Source organism: Pseudoalteromonas sp. MMG012, from assembly GCF_018100875.1.
In the GTDB taxonomy this organism is placed as follows: Bacteria; Pseudomonadota; Gammaproteobacteria; order Enterobacterales; family Alteromonadaceae; genus Pseudoalteromonas; species Pseudoalteromonas aurantia.
On record NZ_JAGJEF010000038.1, the window covers coordinates 1 to 16,787 of the forward strand.

At 39.1% G+C, this 16,787-nt stretch carries 16 protein-coding genes and 1 tRNA gene; 8 read left to right on the forward strand and 9 right to left on the reverse strand.

Annotated elements, in window-relative coordinates; translation table 11 throughout:
• Positions 1-177: 177 nt before the first annotated feature.
• Together J8L97_RS13340 and J8L97_RS13345 are read left to right on the forward strand one after the other, a co-directional pair.
• Positions 178-1,596 (forward strand): sodium:alanine symporter family protein, encoded by a 1,419-nt coding sequence (locus J8L97_RS13340; RefSeq protein ID WP_211050347.1) that lies wholly within the window; start codon positions 178-180, stop codon positions 1,594-1,596.
• Positions 1,597-1,713: 117 nt separating this feature from the next.
• Positions 1,714-1,790: transfer RNA gene (locus tag J8L97_RS13345), tRNA-Pro, on the forward strand.
• Between the two features lie 471 nt (positions 1,791-2,261).
• Here J8L97_RS13345 and J8L97_RS13350 read toward each other — a convergent pair.
• The 4 genes from J8L97_RS13350 to J8L97_RS13365 form a co-directional block, all read right to left on the reverse strand.
• A complete protein-coding gene (locus tag J8L97_RS13350; protein WP_211050349.1) occupies positions 2,262-2,789 on the reverse strand; it encodes an endonuclease V in 528 nt (175 codons plus the stop codon).
• Positions 2,768-3,181 carry a hypothetical protein gene (locus J8L97_RS13355; RefSeq protein ID WP_211050352.1) on the reverse strand — a complete coding sequence of 138 codons (414 nt, stop codon included), beginning with the start codon at positions 3,179-3,181 and terminating at the stop codon, positions 2,768-2,770. Before J8L97_RS13355 ends, J8L97_RS13350 begins: the two co-directional genes overlap by 22 nt.
• A 396-nt stretch (positions 3,182-3,577) precedes the next feature.
• Positions 3,578-4,876: a hypothetical protein gene (locus J8L97_RS13360; RefSeq protein WP_211050355.1), complete on the reverse strand. Its 1,299-nt coding sequence runs from the start codon at positions 4,874-4,876 to the stop codon at positions 3,578-3,580.
• Positions 4,877-5,040: 164 nt separating this feature from the next.
• Positions 5,041-5,277 (reverse strand): helix-turn-helix domain-containing protein, encoded by a 237-nt coding sequence (locus J8L97_RS13365; RefSeq protein ID WP_138597627.1) that lies wholly within the window; start codon positions 5,275-5,277, stop codon positions 5,041-5,043.
• 353 nt (positions 5,278-5,630) lie between these two features.
• Between J8L97_RS13365 and J8L97_RS13370 the strand changes: the two genes are divergently transcribed.
• A complete protein-coding gene (locus tag J8L97_RS13370) occupies positions 5,631-6,221 on the forward strand; it encodes a hypothetical protein (RefSeq protein ID WP_211050357.1) in 591 nt (196 codons plus the stop codon).
• A gap of 27 nt (positions 6,222-6,248) precedes the next feature.
• Positions 6,249-7,286, forward strand: coding sequence for a hypothetical protein (locus J8L97_RS13375; protein ID WP_211050359.1), 1,038 nt, complete (start codon positions 6,249-6,251; stop codon positions 7,284-7,286).
• 84 nt (positions 7,287-7,370) lie between these two features.
• Here the strand turns inward: J8L97_RS13375 and J8L97_RS13380 are convergent, their stop codons facing one another.
• Positions 7,371-7,562: a hypothetical protein gene (locus J8L97_RS13380; RefSeq protein WP_211050361.1), complete on the reverse strand. Its 192-nt coding sequence runs from the start codon at positions 7,560-7,562 to the stop codon at positions 7,371-7,373.
• A 95-nt stretch (positions 7,563-7,657) separates the two neighbouring features.
• On the opposite strand from J8L97_RS13380, the gene J8L97_RS13385 reads away from it, so the two are divergent.
• The 4 genes from J8L97_RS13385 (at position 7,658) to J8L97_RS13400 (ending at position 10,128) form a co-directional block, all read left to right on the forward strand.
• A complete protein-coding gene (locus J8L97_RS13385; RefSeq protein ID WP_211050363.1) occupies positions 7,658-7,927 on the forward strand; it encodes a helix-turn-helix domain-containing protein in 270 nt (89 codons plus the stop codon).
• A gap of 26 nt (positions 7,928-7,953) precedes the next feature.
• Positions 7,954-8,382, forward strand: coding sequence for a hypothetical protein (locus J8L97_RS13390; RefSeq protein WP_211050365.1), 429 nt, complete (start codon positions 7,954-7,956; stop codon positions 8,380-8,382).
• 650 nt (positions 8,383-9,032) lie between these two features.
• On the forward strand, positions 9,033-9,254 hold the full coding sequence (locus tag J8L97_RS13395) for a hypothetical protein (protein WP_211050367.1): 222 nt from the start codon (positions 9,033-9,035) through the stop codon (positions 9,252-9,254).
• On the forward strand, positions 9,247-10,128 hold the full coding sequence (locus tag J8L97_RS13400; RefSeq protein WP_211050370.1) for a site-specific integrase: 882 nt from the start codon (positions 9,247-9,249) through the stop codon (positions 10,126-10,128). Before J8L97_RS13395 ends, J8L97_RS13400 begins: the two co-directional genes overlap by 8 nt.
• Before the next feature lie 15 nt (positions 10,129-10,143).
• Here J8L97_RS13400 and J8L97_RS13405 read toward each other — a convergent pair whose 3' ends face one another.
• From J8L97_RS13405 to J8L97_RS13420, 4 genes are all read right to left on the reverse strand, one after another.
• Entirely contained in the window at positions 10,144-12,006 is a 1,863-nt protein-coding gene (locus J8L97_RS13405; RefSeq protein WP_211050372.1) for an ATP-binding protein, read from the reverse strand.
• Between the two features lie 54 nt (positions 12,007-12,060).
• Positions 12,061-13,590 (reverse strand): DNA cytosine methyltransferase, encoded by a 1,530-nt coding sequence (locus J8L97_RS13410; RefSeq protein WP_211050374.1) that lies wholly within the window; start codon positions 13,588-13,590, stop codon positions 12,061-12,063.
• Positions 13,591-13,758: 168 nt separating this feature from the next.
• On the reverse strand, positions 13,759-15,018 hold the full coding sequence (locus J8L97_RS13415) for a site-specific integrase (RefSeq protein WP_211050376.1): 1,260 nt from the start codon (positions 15,016-15,018) through the stop codon (positions 13,759-13,761).
• Positions 15,019-16,044: 1,026 nt separating this feature from the next.
• A complete protein-coding gene (locus J8L97_RS13420) occupies positions 16,045-16,455 on the reverse strand; it encodes a hypothetical protein (RefSeq protein WP_247688672.1) in 411 nt (136 codons plus the stop codon).
• Positions 16,456-16,787 lie beyond the last annotated feature (332 nt).

The following is a 16,787-nucleotide window of genomic DNA, read 5'->3' on the forward strand; positions in this document are numbered from 1 at the left end:
CATTCATTATTTTTCAAATTTAGAAACATACAGGCATACGCACCACAAGCGCACAAGTTACCCACAAAAAGCTGTGCATAACTTTAGATTTGACCTCGCATGATACGACTTTAATTAAAGAATGTGCTAGATTACGCCCCCTGATTTATTCGTTCATATAGAAGTAGGCTTTGTTTTATGGCTGATGTATTAAACTTTGTTAGTGGGTTGCTTTGGAGTCATGTACTTATATACCTATTAATAGCAGCAGGTTTTTTCTTTACCTTTCGTTTGGGTTTTATCCAGTTTCGTCAATTTCCTTATATGGTTAAAGTCATGGCAAATAGCCGTACGGGAGCTGGTGAAGGAATTTCCTCTTTTCAGGCGTTTTGTACCTCATTAGCCGCTCGCGTTGGTACCGGTAATATGGCGGGTGTCGCTGTAGCGCTCTATCTAGGTGGCGCGGGTGCCATTTTCTGGATGTGGCTAATAGCATTAATAGGTATGGCCACCAGTTTTGCAGAAAGCACACTCGCACAACTATATAAAACAAAAGACAGCGATGGTAACTTTCGAGGTGGCCCTGCTTATTATATGGAATATGGTTTAGGCAAACGATGGATGGGCATTCTTTTCTCTTTGTGTTTAATCTTAGCTTTTGGTTTAGTCTTTAATGCAGTACAAGCAAATTCAATTGCCGCAGCATTCGAAGTCGCATTTGACATACCTAAGCATATAGTTGGTGTACTGTTAGTTATTGGCTCTGCTTTTATCATTTTCGGTGGCTTAAAAACTATCTCGCGTTTCGCCGAACTTGTTGTGCCACTGATGGCGTTAGCTTACTTGCTTGTTGCACTGTATGTTTGCTTTATTAACTATGATTTATTACCTGCAGTATTCAAGCAGATCATCTACAGTGCACTCGGGTTTGAGCAAGCTGGTGCCGGTGCTATTGGTTATGCCGTGATGCAGGCGATGATCCAAGGGATCAAACGTGGACTCTTCTCAAATGAAGCTGGTATGGGGAGTGCCGCCAATGCAGCAGCAACCGCCTCACCAAACCCAAACCACCCAGCCTCTCAAGGGTATGTACAAATGCTTGGTGTGTTTGTTGATACTATTATTATCTGCTCAGCAACGGCTGCTCTTATTTTACTGTCAAACCAGTTAGTACCAGAGTCAGGCGTTACAGGCATTGCATTAACTCAAGCAGCCTTGGTGCAACACGTGGGTGAATGGGGTGCGATTTTTATCGCTATTGCGATTTTGTTCTTTGCATTTACCTCAATTGTCGCCAACTATTCTTATGCTGAAACCAACCTCATGTTTTTAAACACCAAGTATAAACATAGTATGTTGATTTTCAGAGCCTGTGTATTAGGTATGGTAATGTTTGGTGCAATAGGTGAGCTTGGTTTAATTTGGACAATGGCAGACATATCGATGGGTATGATGGCTATAGTAAACGTTGCAGCATTATTTATGCTCTCTGGATTTGTGATTTGGTTATATAAAGACTATTGCAGCCAATTAAAAGCTGGCGTGATCCCTGTTTTTAATCCTGACAACCATCCAGAAATGAAGAAAACCCTACCTCAAGGTATTTGGAAAAAGTAAAACTGATGAATAATTGCCTGCTTAGTGGGCAATTACTTCTTTTGCGCTCAATTAATGTTCAAACAAACCAGTTACTTATTGCCTTTTAAATTTTTATAAGTATAGTTAAACGCAAGTCGGTATGTGGCGCAGCTTGGTAGCGCACTGTCATGGGGTGTCAGGGGTCGCAGGTTCAAATCCTGCCATACCGACCAGCTTTTCTTTACCCTACTCAATAAGTTATATCATTTTCTCGTCTTATTTTTCGCACTCGGTTTCTTCTATAGTTAACTTTATATCGCATATTTATCTTAACTTAATTTCTATTTTTTGAGTTAGATTAGGGGTTGATTGGGGGGGATATATAGGAAGACAGCTAATGGCACCTTTGTTACCTTCCTCATGATAGAATTTTATAAAAGCTTTTCAGATAAATAAGTTATAATAGACGGGCAATGAATCATGGCAGATCATATATGACCTTATGCTTTTAGCAATTAGATTAGTATTTTGCCTAACAGGTACATTCGAGCTAGGAGCAGACAGCCACTCTAGCGCGTTTTTGGACAGAAACGTGTTAGAGTACTTATTCTGTAACGCCTTGATAACTGGCAAATTTTACTGGGTTGATTTATGCGCGCAGAGCGCAAATGCATAAAGCGATACAGTAAAATTTGTCCGATTAATCAATTTGTTAACTTTCTTCTACACGCTGTATCCGCTAGCTTTAATAAACTAGGAATTCGATTTTTACCATGCATTGATTTTATATACCCCTTAGCAACATCAAGCTCTACGCCGACGGTAGTTACATATAGTGGCTTTGAGCTTTTCCCACGCAATAGATTTGTATTGTATGGGGTATCTTTATATGGCTTTTTTGCTACTCCGATGATTTTAGTTTCTCCGTTTAAAGCATCATATAAATATTTACCTAATCCAGGACAACTTTTTTCTCCTAAGCTAACATAGCCGTCAATCACAATAACACTTGGTTTTAGCTTGTGTTCTTCTATAAGTGATAATATACACGGTAGTTCTCGTCGATAGAACTCTCCAGATTTATACTCACTTACCTTATTGATTTCAGTGTATAAGATTTTTTCAGCCTTCTCTTCGAACCACTCTTTAAAAAGCACTCCGGCAACTAATGCGCCTTGCTCACCATAATCAACATCTACAGCTAAAATCATTAAAAATTTACCTTTTCCCAATTCCCACCTTCATTCATTCTAAACACGGCATCCCACTCAGTATTTACAATCTGCCCCCAATACCTAAAACAAACTTCAGATTCTTTTAGTTTTATGAATGCCAATTCAAGCATAAAATTCTCAACACCAAATTTTGATTTAGATGCTTCTTTTTCACACGACTCTTGAACTAGGTTATCTAGAAGGTTGATGTTTTCTATTACTTTTTTAGCTAAGTTAAAGTAATTTTCAGGAATATTGCCTTTTATTTCGGGAAAATAAATTTCGAATTCATGCTCAATACACTCGAAAGCAATGAAATAGTCATCACTTAAGCATTCGACATTTTTCGTTCCAAGTGCATCAAGCAATGCTGCGGGCTTAAATCTATTTTTTGGGAAATGATTGGTCATAATTAGAAAGTTAACATGTTTATAGCGAGCTAATTACGCGTTTTTCAACCACAACGTAGCTCGTTTTACTTATTAGATTACTTTTAACAAACTTGTTAACTAATTGCCAGTGTTATTAAAATTTAGTAGCTATCGCTTTTACCTCAGGATAAAGACGAGCGATTGGGTCGTTTTCCTGACTATAGGAGCAACTCATTAAAACTGGACATAAAATCATCACTGAAAAGTAGTATTCTAATGTCCAAAGCTCGCTCTTTTGAAGCATTCGCCTAAGCACATTTTGGGGCATAAACGAGTTCGCTTCAAGGTCCGCTCATGGAGCTTTTGCGATTTTCAGGTTTGATTAAATACTATTAATCTCTTCTGGCAGACCAAGTTAAGACTTACTTAAATAAATTACACCTTTCGTTGGTTTGAAAATTCCGGTATTTCCCTTTGGCAAAGCCAGTACCTCTTCACCGTTCGTAATCCTAGCCTTGCATTTTCCGCAACTTGCCTTTGAGTTGGCTTTTTACCAGTGTCATTAAGCAGCTCTTTATATACACTCTCAACAAGCTCTTGGGTGCTCTGCCTCTTCTTAGTAGCCGTATTTTTGGCCGCTTTTTTCTGCCTTTGCTTTATTTCGTCACTTGATAGCTTAACTTTGGGCTTCGTACACAAGTATTCAGGACGGTAGTCAAGTAAGTCTTCTAGGTATTCAGCTAGTGTTTCTTTTTTGTATTTGTAGAAAGTGCTTTTTGCCGTTTTTGTCAGTCCGTCTAACTCTTCGAATGAAAAACCTATCAGCTCATCATTTATTTTTACCAGCTTTTCAAAAGCAGTGTCTTTATTTAAATGTTGCAAGGCAACAAATAGAATGAATGCTGTTTTATCACGTTTGCCTTTAGGAACCTTGCCTTGCTTACGAAAATGAATTTGAAGGGTGTTTATACATTTGAGCCACCAATCCTTAATGTTGTGACCGTAACGCCTTTGAGTTTGTTGTTTGGGCTTATTGCTTTTAGGTTCATTTGGCAACCTAACAACTCTCAATTCTTTTTCTAGTCTCAAACTATCTCTTAATGACTCCAAATTGAGATAGTTCAGTAGCTCTTCAAATTGGTACTTAGGGCCACCGCCAAAAAACCTTGCTTGTAAACCCGTTCGCCCATGAACAGAGCCTGGTATACGCAGATTTCCATAAGCCCTTCTTGATGCGGTTGTGTCGATGTAACATAATGCGCGTATGCTTTGTAAACTTTCAATTAATATATCTGCTATCGCTTTCCACAGTTTTTTATTAATTTGAGAAGCGTCAACAGGAGCGTAAATCCAGTATAAGTGAATCCCGCCAGAACCCGAGCAAACATAACCAGTAAATGGTGGTATCTTATTCTTTTGTAAAATTTGAATAACTTTTTCAATTAAGTCATGTTCAAGCTCTCGCACCTTGCTTGCGTCAACTTTTTCAGTAATATCAATATCAATCCAATTAGCCCTGAAAATAGCCAAATTTATCGCTCGTGGCCAACTATAAAACTCGTTTGGACTATAGTAGTTATTAACCGCCTCGCTTTTGCTGTTCAATACACCTTGAACATACCTAGTTGTTTTTCTTTTAAAAGCTTTTAAATCTGTGACCTTACCGGACTTTCGGTTTCCCAATAAAAAGATCTTTTTACCTGATTCGTGGTTATGACTAAAAAGTGCCCTCACATATTTAGGTGAATGAAAATCTATTAACTCGTGAAAGTCTTTTGGTGAGGCAATAGCGTACTCTGGCCACAACAAAGGTGGCCTTTCTTGTAAGGCAAGCATATAATTTGAAGATGCAAAGTGCGGTTGGGGTATCGCCGGTCAAGCAACCCCTTTCGCCTTCTTTACATCTTCACCCCTTCAAAACGAGCAAGCCATTGCTCAACGGTTTCCCGTATGAACAAACGTGATTTGCCCAACTTTATTGAAGGTGGTGCTAAACGCTGTACCTGGTAGCTTTCTGGGTTTTCACCAGCTTTGATCGCTTTTGATTGAGCGCTAATTCGGTTGTGGATTGTACGAGGTGATAATTGTAATAGCTCAGCTAAGTCTTTAACTGAAATGGTTTGATATGATGACATGACAGCCCTCCAATACGTTTAAAGGAGCGAAGGGCATTATTCTTTAATTGCTTCATTACCTGAACATTGCATAAGCAACATCCACTTCCTCTTTACGTATTGAAGGCAGCCATAAAGGCGCCTGTTTTCAGTCACCAAAGTGACTCCCTTCGCAGGAACGCAGCAAATGTGCGCATTTGTGAATATAAATGATTGAGTGTGAGGTATCAAGAGGTTGAGAGTAACTTTTTCGCTAGTAATTTACTGGTCTTCTAATTTAAGATAACCGGGTAAATAATTGGATAAAAATAAATATAAGCAGGCAGTGCACTTTAAAGATATTCAGCCCTAAGTGTGCGCTACGTAAGGAAACCATGAAACAAAATCTACATTGGCGCTATTATCTCTCGCTAGAATCAGATGTATACGCTTTGTCGCGCTACATACACTTTGCCCCTGACAATTTCAAAACATACTCCATAGAGCTGGCCAAACTCTATCTTGCAATTTGTGCTGAAGTTGAGGTGGTACTCAAAGAGATATGTGATATATGCCCCGCCAAAAAGGGGAGAAATGCAAATATCAATATTTATCGTCATTGGATAGTAGAAAATCAACGAGGGCTGATAGCGGAGGAAGTGCAGTCCTTTGAGTTCGAATTGCAATACATCCCATGGAAAACATTTGAAGAGGGTAAATCCCCTGCTTGGTGGTCGAACTATAACAGCGTAAAGCATGAACGCAGAGAACACTTCCCCAAAGCAAACCTCGGTAACGTATTAGAGTCTCTCGCGGGGCTTTATATTGCGAATCTATACCTAGAAAGAGAGTTATTAGAACGATCTGGCTACAGTCACTTTCCCAAGAGTATTGGTGAAATATACTCGGGGCTTCCTCTCGGCCAAAAACTATTTCAACCTTTTGGACTACCAGCAGACTTAATGAACTGGGTTAGCCCACAATAAGCAACGATACTTAACGTGGAAAAAGTAATGGATATTAATAAGTTAAAGGAATACTTTTATAACAACTTGGGCACCATATTTTGGTCATCAATATTACTACTTGGTGGGTCGATTTTTACCATCTACTATGCCCATATCCGCTACATGCCAAGTTTTGATTTTCAATCTTCGACGATGCTCTTCGGAGCAAGTGCAGTTACAGCTTTTTTGTTGTTTTTAATAATCATAGTGGTTTTTATCTTACCTGGTGAATATTGGTATCGAGTCTTCGGGAAAAGGGTTCAGGAAAGTACACACTATAAAAACAAAAGTGAAAATTACAAAAAAGCCTTTTGCGCAAGTTTGTTCCTATTCCCACAAGCGACTATGTTCACAGCTTTGTTTCTCGTTAAGGAACCACATTGGGAAAGCCTTTTTGAAATAGGCATTATGTTATTGGCCATAATGACTTACATTTCTACAAAAATCGCTTCTCTTTTTGAAGTTCCTAAAAAAGGTCAAAATAAGTTGGTTGAGACGATAGAATACTGCTGGACATCATTTATAAGCATTGTAGCGTCATTATATCCCCTGCTGTTACTTACTTCATTATCAGAGGGGGCTGTTGATTTACAATTAAATGAAATGACCATTATCGCAATTGTTACAATATTAGGTATAAATACGATAGTCGCGATGAGACCGAATAGGATTTCTGCATTTATATTCTATGGAATTATTTCATCATGTACCCTATTAATTGTCTTATTCAGTTTCAATGCAATCACCACAATCCCCAAAGAAGTAATAAAGCTCTATGGATTTGGTAACTTTGAAGTCAAAACCCTAACATTGAAAAAAGAAGCATGTAACTATTTAAAAGCCCAAAACCTGCACGCTTTTAGCAAATCAATCGATTTCTGCATCTATAAAGACGTTATTATCTTATCTAGCCTAGGTGAAAACTACTTCATAAAAATTGGAGAGCTAGAACACATAGTTGCCAAAGATCTTGTCTTATCCTGGTCTAAAGAGAGAAAACCAAATAAAACACAGGCTGAAAACGATGAACTTGCAAAGGAGTAGCATCTTTTGTCTAGCTTAAAGAGGCTAAAGGGCTAAACCAATCCATATTTCAGCCCTCTTTACAACTTAAAGAAGATATAACTTTTAATAATAAAACTCTCCTCTATCGTCAGCCTCCCGGGCTTCTTGCTCAGTATATTCGTCACCACAAAAGTTTACGTTACCCATTCCATCACTGTGCTCATCAATAAACTTGTCTTGGTCTGATTTTTTATCGTCATCGATCATGACTTCAAGCGCTATTAACGCGGTTGCTTTCAATACTTTTAAAAACATAGTTTAACCTCTCACATTAAAACTAAGGATTCCTGAGTATCAGAATACCATTAAAGCTAAGAGACTCTTAGTTTTCAAGCATTAATTAATTTCCGATGAAAACAAATGACGAGTCGCCCTTTCCAAAGCGCTTAAAAGAAGCACGAAAGAGGAAAGGTTTATCTCAAAAACAGTTAGGTATTTTTGCAGGAATGGACGAGTTCTCAGCGTCTGCAAGAATGAACCAGTATGAAAAAGGTGTTCATTCGCCTGATTTTAAAACAGTCAAAGCACTCGCTAAAGTTTTAGACGTACCAACTGCCTTTTTGTTTTGTGAAGAGGATGAACTTGCGATACAAATAACCCAGTACCGTGATAATTTATAGCCTACTAAAATTGATGCTGCCATCTGATGAAAAAACTTGCTTTAACAATATTATCCGTGTTTTCTATTAACTCATTCGCATGTGAGAACATATCGATATATCGTTTGATAGCAAACCCCAAGTTATTTGACGGGAAATGCATCGAAACAGTTGGTGTCATAAAGGTCGATTTTGAAAGTTGGAAGCTATTTACCGACCGAGATAGCTATGAGTATTATGTTATTGAAAATTCAATTGATCATAACTTTTATCCCGACTATCAATCTGAAAAAAATACAGATGAAGTGATAGCCGGTTTTACTCAAGCATATGAAGGTAAATTGGTCAGATATAAAGGTGTGTTTAAAGCGGGCAAAGCCAACGGTAAATTAGCAAGTCCAACTGGGAGTTTTACAGCTCACGAAGCTATTACAATTCTGTTGAAATATGGTGTTCCAACCATGAAGGAAAAGTAAAGACAAACACGATTTGCTTTTGTCGTGAGTTTACGTTTTCCTATTCACGCGACGAAACCAAACCGTAAAAAATACAACCAACCCCAAAAAAGTAAGTTACTGACGATCACCGGTCCCATTTTTCTAGCTCCAAAAAAATCACAGCTTTAAGTTTGATTGAGTTTTTGTACGCCTGCAAATTTGCTAAAAACCAAGCCCTTTTTAACCGAGGCATCATGAGCAATTTCCTCCTCTTTTAAAAGGGGCTACGCCCCCCGCTATGTCGAAGCGATAAATCGCTCGCGTCATAGCGGGGGGCTTGGTTTTGTTGAGCTTATGCGCAGATTTTTATTTGCAGATTGAAAGCGGCCTTATTTAACGCTAACCTAAACTTGATTTAGCCCTTTGGGCATTGAAGAAAAACGGCGCTGCTCAGCTGCCGACAACACGTAGTGAGGACCCTCACTGCTTTAATATTTATGTCATGCCGCGCCACATTTATGGCGCTTTTCAAATTCGGCGCTTCGTTGCTGCCGCTTCCACGTATCTGAAGTTTTTATTTTAGGCGAGATCAGTCCGAGCCTTGCGCTGTTGCGCTTAACTGGGGCGAATAGGCTTTAATGCCGCTGAGCAACTTTGTTGCCAGTTAATCTTACAACCAAGGAACAAGCATGACTTTTAACCCAAATACTGAAGTCGCTTTATTAAAAGCGCAAACAAAACTACGTGCCCGTAAACGTCATAAATCATCCAAGCTCGACAAGTATCGCACTCACCTTTGCAAACTATATGACGAGGGTGCAACTAAAGCTGAGTTACAACGCTGGCTAGCCATGAAAGGTATCGTTGTACAATGGACGACTGTTAAGCGGTGGCTCGATAAAAATGCCTAAATTTGCTAAAGCCAGCGCACAAGCCAAAAACGTTATCAAAGGGCTGACCAAAGCAAAACATATACGCTCTTTAGGCACAGCTAGAAACTACGAACAGGCGCTAAAAACAGTTGCTAGCTGGTCAAAGGATATTGGTATAAACGGCATTCAATCTATGACGACTGAGCAAGCTCGAACGTATCTTGATTACCGCGCTGAAATCGTTGGCCAAAAAGCCTTAGATATGGAACGCCAAGCTATACAGACCATGATGCAATTAAATGGTAAGTTAGCGCCTAAACAACCCCTTTATCGTGTAAAGTCATCACTAGATGAAATTAAGCGCTCCCGCGTTTATACCTCAAACCAAGCTGAGGCTATTTCACATCGGCAAACAGCAAAGCATCAACTCGCTACACAAATCGCCTATGCAGCAGGACTGCGCGCCCATGAGTTACTAACACTTGCCAAAGCTAGTGAGCGATGTCCAGACAGACGCCCTGCCCTAGCTTCAAAATGGCATGGTCGAAGCGGCGAGCTATATACCGTGAAAGGTAAAGGCGGCTTAATTCGCCATGTGCTTATTCCAACTACACTCGCCCATAGGCTAGAACTACAACGTTTAGTGCAACCGATAACCGTTGTAGACAGACAAATTAACTACTTTCAGCGTTACGATATCGCTGGCGGTAAAAAGTGGTCTGATTCTTTCTCTAAAGCCTCTAACCGCGCACTGTTATTTTCGACTGGCGCACATGGTCTTAGACATAGTTATGCTCAAGAACGAATGGTTGAGTTAAAAATCTTGGGGTATAAATATGAAACGGCCTTAGAGACCGTTTCGCAAGAGATGGGGCACTTTAGGCCTGAGATTACAGAAGTTTATTTGATCTAAATTGATTTAGCACTTCTAGCTATTAAACTCTTTATAAGCACCCATGAACTCCTTATGGTACTCTTTAGACTGCTCCAGTAGTTCACGATAAGTTTTTACAAATACTGAACCTTGCTGAAAATAAGTAGCTTCTTTTTCTTGGAACATATAATCGTCAGAGTTTTTCTCCCCTCCGACAACAAAACAAACTACCTTTGAAAACCCTGTTGCTGAAGCATATTTGTGTTTCAAAAATGCCCCATATTGATATGCTTGTTCCAACGCTTTTAAGTCTACTTTATAGGTGCTTCTCTTTATTTCGATTACGTAAAGTATCTCGCCAAGAGCATTGCTACATAAAAAATCTATTCGCTTATTACTTTCATCCAACTCATCTTCAGGGAAAGATTCTTTCAATAATGAAGAGTATGTAACCTCATCCTTAAACTCCAATATACGAGGGTCCAACAACCATGAGAACTTTTTGAAAAAATCATGTAGAGTAGGCACTTCCCTAGTATTTGTCGTCAAGTATCGCTCAAATTGGTTAATCACTTCAACTCGAGCTATTGCCAAATCACGGTATTGCTTTGCCTCTATAGTCTTCCAATCATCCATCAAACGCAATAACATAGGTATATCATCACCAGTTTCAGAAATATCGGCTATTTTAGAGGCGTATTCTTTATAAGCTTTATTGTCAAACTTCCCCATTACAGAACTGATGAGTTCCGCAGATTCAGTAACATCGATATTAGTGTTTTCAAGGATCGGATTTATTATTTTTTCTCCAAGCTCTTTCTCGAATGTTGGAAGTTTATCTTTCCAGCTATTTAAGTTAATTTGATGTTTGGCTTCTACAGCATCTAGTTTTGCAGCTGCCTTTTTAGGACGCCATTCCCTGCCTACCAACCTGATTATTTTTTGAAGATATGTTTGCAGTTCCCTTGTTTCTTCATGCTCCCAATTTAACGAATGTCTATCTGTTGATATCACGTCATCATCAAAGTCATCGATAAAATCAACTTCTAGGTACCCTGTGACATAACTGTGAAAAAGATCATTATCTCGAGCACCATAAAAGCTTGCTACATTAACAATTTTCCCTCTCGATGTGAGATAAATGCCCCTCATTTCAGTATCTTTTACCGGTGTTTTGAGGGTGATCACAGAGCCTTTCATTTTCTGCCAATGAGTATAGTTTTCATCATACTTACTATCAGGAAAAGTCCACTCAAACTCAGTGTTAAGAGTTTGAAACTTTAAGTCATTTGTGATGTGGACCTCAGTTTCTGGATCACCATTTTTTGTAATTCGTGTATCCATTTCGCTAAAGATAATAAACTTCTTAGATAAACTAAGAGCAATGTCATCAAGATTGAAACTGCTTTTCCTTCGAATTTGTTTCAACTTGATTATTGTTCCAGGTGGAATTGCTGTTGGCTCGTTGAATGCGATAAGTTCAGGAGAATACTCATTACCTCGGCTATCTTTTATTTCTTGAAGATTCATAATGAAATGATTTTTTAAACCATTTTTTATCGAAACGACTTCTATTTCATCACAAATACCAAATACAGAAAGCTTTCCTAATCCCTTCTTACCAATAACAGGTCTACCTTTAGAGCTAGTCTGCTGTAGAGTTTCACGACGTCGATTTCTACCGATAACGAGATATTTATTGTTTAATTCATCAAAGGTCATTCCCTCTCCATCATCTACATAGATGATTTCTTTACTTTCATCACTTTCTACAAAGTCGATAGTTACGGTGTCTGCATCGGCATCCCAAGAGTTACTGAGTAATTCTGATAAAACACTAGGGAGCTTTGAATAAAGTGAAACACCCAAATGCTCAATAGTATTTGGGTCAAATTTAAGAATGAGAGTATCTGCCATGCTAATCCTGTAGCTAGTTTATTTGTATTGGCGCCAGTCTACTCTAGAAGAGAGTTAACTTTCAAGTAACCTCATAACGACTTTTCCTATCTGCTGTGCTAAATAAGGTGGCACGGCATTTCCGACCTGAACATACTGCTGAGTTCTCGTACCTTCGAACAAGTAGTTATCTGGAAATGTTTGTAATCGAGCAGCTTCACGTACTGTTAGGCTACGACATTGCTGAGGGTCATAATGAATAAAATAATGTCCATCTTTCGAGATATGGCTTGTTACTGTGGTCGATGGTTTGCTTGCTGCTTGAGTTCTAAAACGGTCCGCATGCGCTCCTGTATTCCAGTTCTCATGAGCTGGCGCTAACTCAGGAGGGTAATCTCTCGATTTTGGAGAGATACCTTTACTGAGTCTAGTATATGCCGCACTATATGCATAACGAAGTAGATCACTTTCCATATGCCCTCGAGTTTCATGGTTTAACACGCAAGTCGGTTGGTTATTTCTATACCATTCAACCAAATACTCGGGCATCGCTACTGGATGATTAACAGGAAGAGAAGCACTTCTCGGTAGGTTCTTTAGTGGTTTTAAATCTAAATTACCCGCCTCGGAAAATTGCCTTTTGAGTAACCTTTTCACTCGCGTAGCATTTTTTGAAACTTGTTTCTCCCACTCTTTTACATCGTCTTTACGCTTAGAAAAGCCACTTCTTAATACAGGTAAATCAGCAATCACTTGCTCTACTATGACTTGCTGTTCTCGTGGCATTAACGTTCTTGGCACTCTTGAAATATCTTCACGAACACCGAGTAGAATAACGCGGTGACGAGCTTGAGGAACTCCGTAGTTTTCTGACCTAATTAGATAGTCACATGGGTCATCATATGAAGGGTTATTTGGGTATTCAGCTTCGGCTACCAATGAAAACACTTTGTATCTAGGACTAGCAATTTTTGTCACTCGACCAGGAGCTCTTAGATCTTTTAAAATTCTAGGGAACATGATCTCGCCATCGACTTTAGCAGATAAAATACCACGCACATTTTCCATTACGAAAACGTCTGGCTGAGCGATAGAAATCACCTTTAAATATTCTTTATACAGAAAGTGTCGATGATCTTTTTCAGCTTTGTAATCCAAAATACCAGCATTACGAGAACGTCCAGCCAATGAGTATGCTTGGCAAGGAGGGCCACCAATAACAACTTTAGGGCGGTTACCATGAGCTGCCACAAGTTCACGAATACGTTCGTGAATAACAGTGTTATGCTCACCTAATGCATGAGGTGTAAACAAGGCTTCTTGCTGTGCTTCCTGCGCCTCACTAGGGAAACGTTCAAACAATTCGTTTCGTGTGATTTGCCCGTTTAAATATGCATTATAACTATCTGAGCCATTTTCTCGTTCACAGATTTTTCGATAAAAAGCTCGTGTCGTAAGCGTTCTATGAGCTGAAGGTTCTTTTTCTACAGACATGCCAATTTGAAAAGGCTTGTTGCCATTTTCATGCACACAAGAAGATACGCCTTCACCCAGCCCACCTGGGCCAGCGAACAAATCAATTACGAGAATTTCACCAGTTTCCATTACTACAAATACAATCAATTAAAAGCTAGGCAATCATACCAGGCTTGATCCTCCTTACAATCTATTTCTTCCATTAATGCCCGTTAATTTTAAATAAAAGTAATAGTTGTTTGCTTAGTAGCCAGCCTAACTAGCAAAAGCTAGTTGATCACATTTTCGGTAAAGAGGTCATTCGTTAATAAGCTTGTCTCCCCAAGCCATAAGTGCTTTACTTCTTTTCTCCATATACTCCTGTAAGTTATAAACCTTTTGCATCCCTTGTAACTGGTGGTTAAGTATCTTCTCAACCACTATCGGATCAGCGCCAATATCATCATCACCAAGCCGTGTAGCCATTGTTCGGCGAAGGTCATGGGGCACAAACTTAGGTACTCCTAACTCTTTCTGCTTGCGATTGACAGCCCTTGAGAGTGAGTGTCTGTCAATGGGTTTTTCACTTGGTTCTGCATGTATACATGTCGTGCTTGGGAAAACATATTTTGAACCTAAATGACAAAATGAAGCGCGTAGTTCATCAAGCATAATCAGCATATTTTGAGTAATTGGCACCTTGTGTATTCGTTCACCGCGTTTGTTTTGCTTTACTCGTTCGGCAGGAATGGTCCACATCATTTTATCAAAGTCGAATTCTTGCCACTGCGCACCCGTAACCTCTATCGGCCTACAGCCGGTAAGAACAATAAACTTTAGCGCATAGAGCACTTGGGTGCTTACACCGAGTTTAGGTAAGCGCTCAAACACTTGTATCAGCTCTTCAAATTCAAGAGCGCGTGTACGCGGTTTTTCAATACCACCAACGCTCTTTTTCTTACCAGTACTTATAGGGTTGCCCTGCATTAAATCGCGTTCAACGGCGAAGTCGAACATCTGTTTAAGAATTGAAAGGGTTTTATTCGCCTGAGTGCCTGCACCTCTGTCGGTAATTGGGTCTAATACTTTGCTTAAAATGTCTCGGCGGGTAATGTCTTTTAATTTAACGCCCCCTATCGCTGGTAGCACGTCTTTTTCAAACATACGCTCAATTTCTATTGGGTCTTTACGATTAACCTTGATATAGCGCTCTAGGAACTCTGTAGCTAATTCTTGTACCGTTGGCGCTTCAGCTTCTTGTTTTTGAGCTTTGGTTCTTTCTTTTTGTTCAAGGAATACATCAATACCGCGCGCTACATCACCAATATATTGTTTTGCTAGCTCACGAGCTTTAACAACGCTCAAGGCTGGCGCACGGCCTAATGCTAAACGTCTTTCTTTTGAACCTCGACCACCTAATCGATAATAAAGGTAGTAAACTAAAGAACGCTTTCCCTCTTTGTTAGGCTTGCCAACATTAAGATAAAAACCTGATAGCTCAGTATCTGTTATTCGGGTGATCTCTAATGGAATATTTTTGATCACCGACTCTGTTAATTTTACTTTAATTGACGCCATTTATCGCACACCTAACACATAGCTAATAAATTTATCGCACAGTTATCGCACCAACTGGTTTTAACTCACGATTCATCACGTTGCTTCATTATGTATAATTTACAGTGTAATTATTAGCAACGGCAATAAGTTAGGCTTTATTTAGATACATCACGATAGGTCACGTTTGGGCATGGTTGTACACGTTTGAACACAGTTAATTTTTATGGGGTGTCAGGGGTCGCAGGTTCAAATCCTGCCATACCGACCAATCTTTCTTCTCCAATTCAAACACTTAAGTCACTTTCATAACTTCCTAATCTACACCTAGTGCAAAATACGTTCAAAACCTCAGTCATAAAACACTTCAATATACACAGCAGTCAGGTTGACTCAAAAGCAATTAAGTTACCTGCAGTAAGTAATGTATATTTTCCATCCGCTTATATAGACCTCCATGAGTCAGGGGAGGCTTCGGAAAAAGGTAACATTGGTAACCTTTTCTAAATAAACTCTTTAACCAACTGATTTTACTGTGCTTTTATAAAAGCAAAAAAGGTAACATTTATGGTAACTAAAGAGTAACTATGTTACCTTTTTAAATAGTAATATCTTCATTATTAAAATCTCATAAATTTCAAGTACATAACCAAATGTTACCTTTTAGGTTACCTAAAATTACCTTTTAATGGTTACCTTTTTTCTATTTAAAATCAGAATGTTAAGCCTTACAAAACCACCACATAACCAATGTTACCTTTTTCCGAAGGCCTCCCCTGTTCACTGGAAGAACCATCTAGCTTTTGCTTGCTGTATAGGCTTCTTACTTTTGCGTTTTTTTGCGTTGCTAATTGGCCATCAATACGGGTCTACAGCCCCAGCTATTGCTTATAATTGAGGACTTGCATAACTGCATTATTTTCAACGCATAAAGCGCGCAGACGTGGCGTGGGTATAACGGCGCGCGCTGGGTGAGAATCCCAATAGATTACAGACACAAAAAAACCACCCGTAGGTGGTCATGCTTGCTTACTGGATCCTTATCAGTTATTCAGCATTGGTTGCCAACTTATAATCTCTAAATCGTATGATCTCTTCACCAGCCCAATCGTTTATTGATAACAGCGACAATCTAATACACTCCATTTCATTGGCGTCGAATACTTCAGCTGCTTTTGCTGCGTCACCAAACCCGCCAACATTACCAGGCACAATCCCCATCAATTGCGGTGGTACTCTATGAGAGCCCAACTGATCATCACGGCTCATATTTTTAATTGTTAAGAATTCATCCTTAGCTGCCACTTCAGACACGGGTATTAACTTCATACCGTCTTTATCTCCCCCAGGTGAGTGTAAAAACAGATTTCTAAAGTTACCAGAGCCCTTACTATCTTTAAGTGCCTTTCTTAATGTTGTTACGTCTTTTTCATCTACCGTTGCATCTGTTAGCCACATTATAAAACCTGCATGGCTGCCGTTCTCATAGTAACGGCGCCTAAATAATGTAGCGCTTTCGTTTAACAAAACTTGGTATGAAATAGAAACATGTAAGCTGTGAAATACACGATAAGGTTATACGTACACTAAATATTTAAAATTACTTTATATTTAAAAAATTCATTCTGGATCTTACATTAGTATTAAATCTTTCTTAATGAGTATTATCCATAAACTGAAAATCTTAGTCCGCATTTGCAATACACACAGCCCTAGTAAGTACTTATTCACAATGAATATATAGATCAGTAAGCGAATTTTTTGGTCTGTATATTTAATGAAATAGCTTG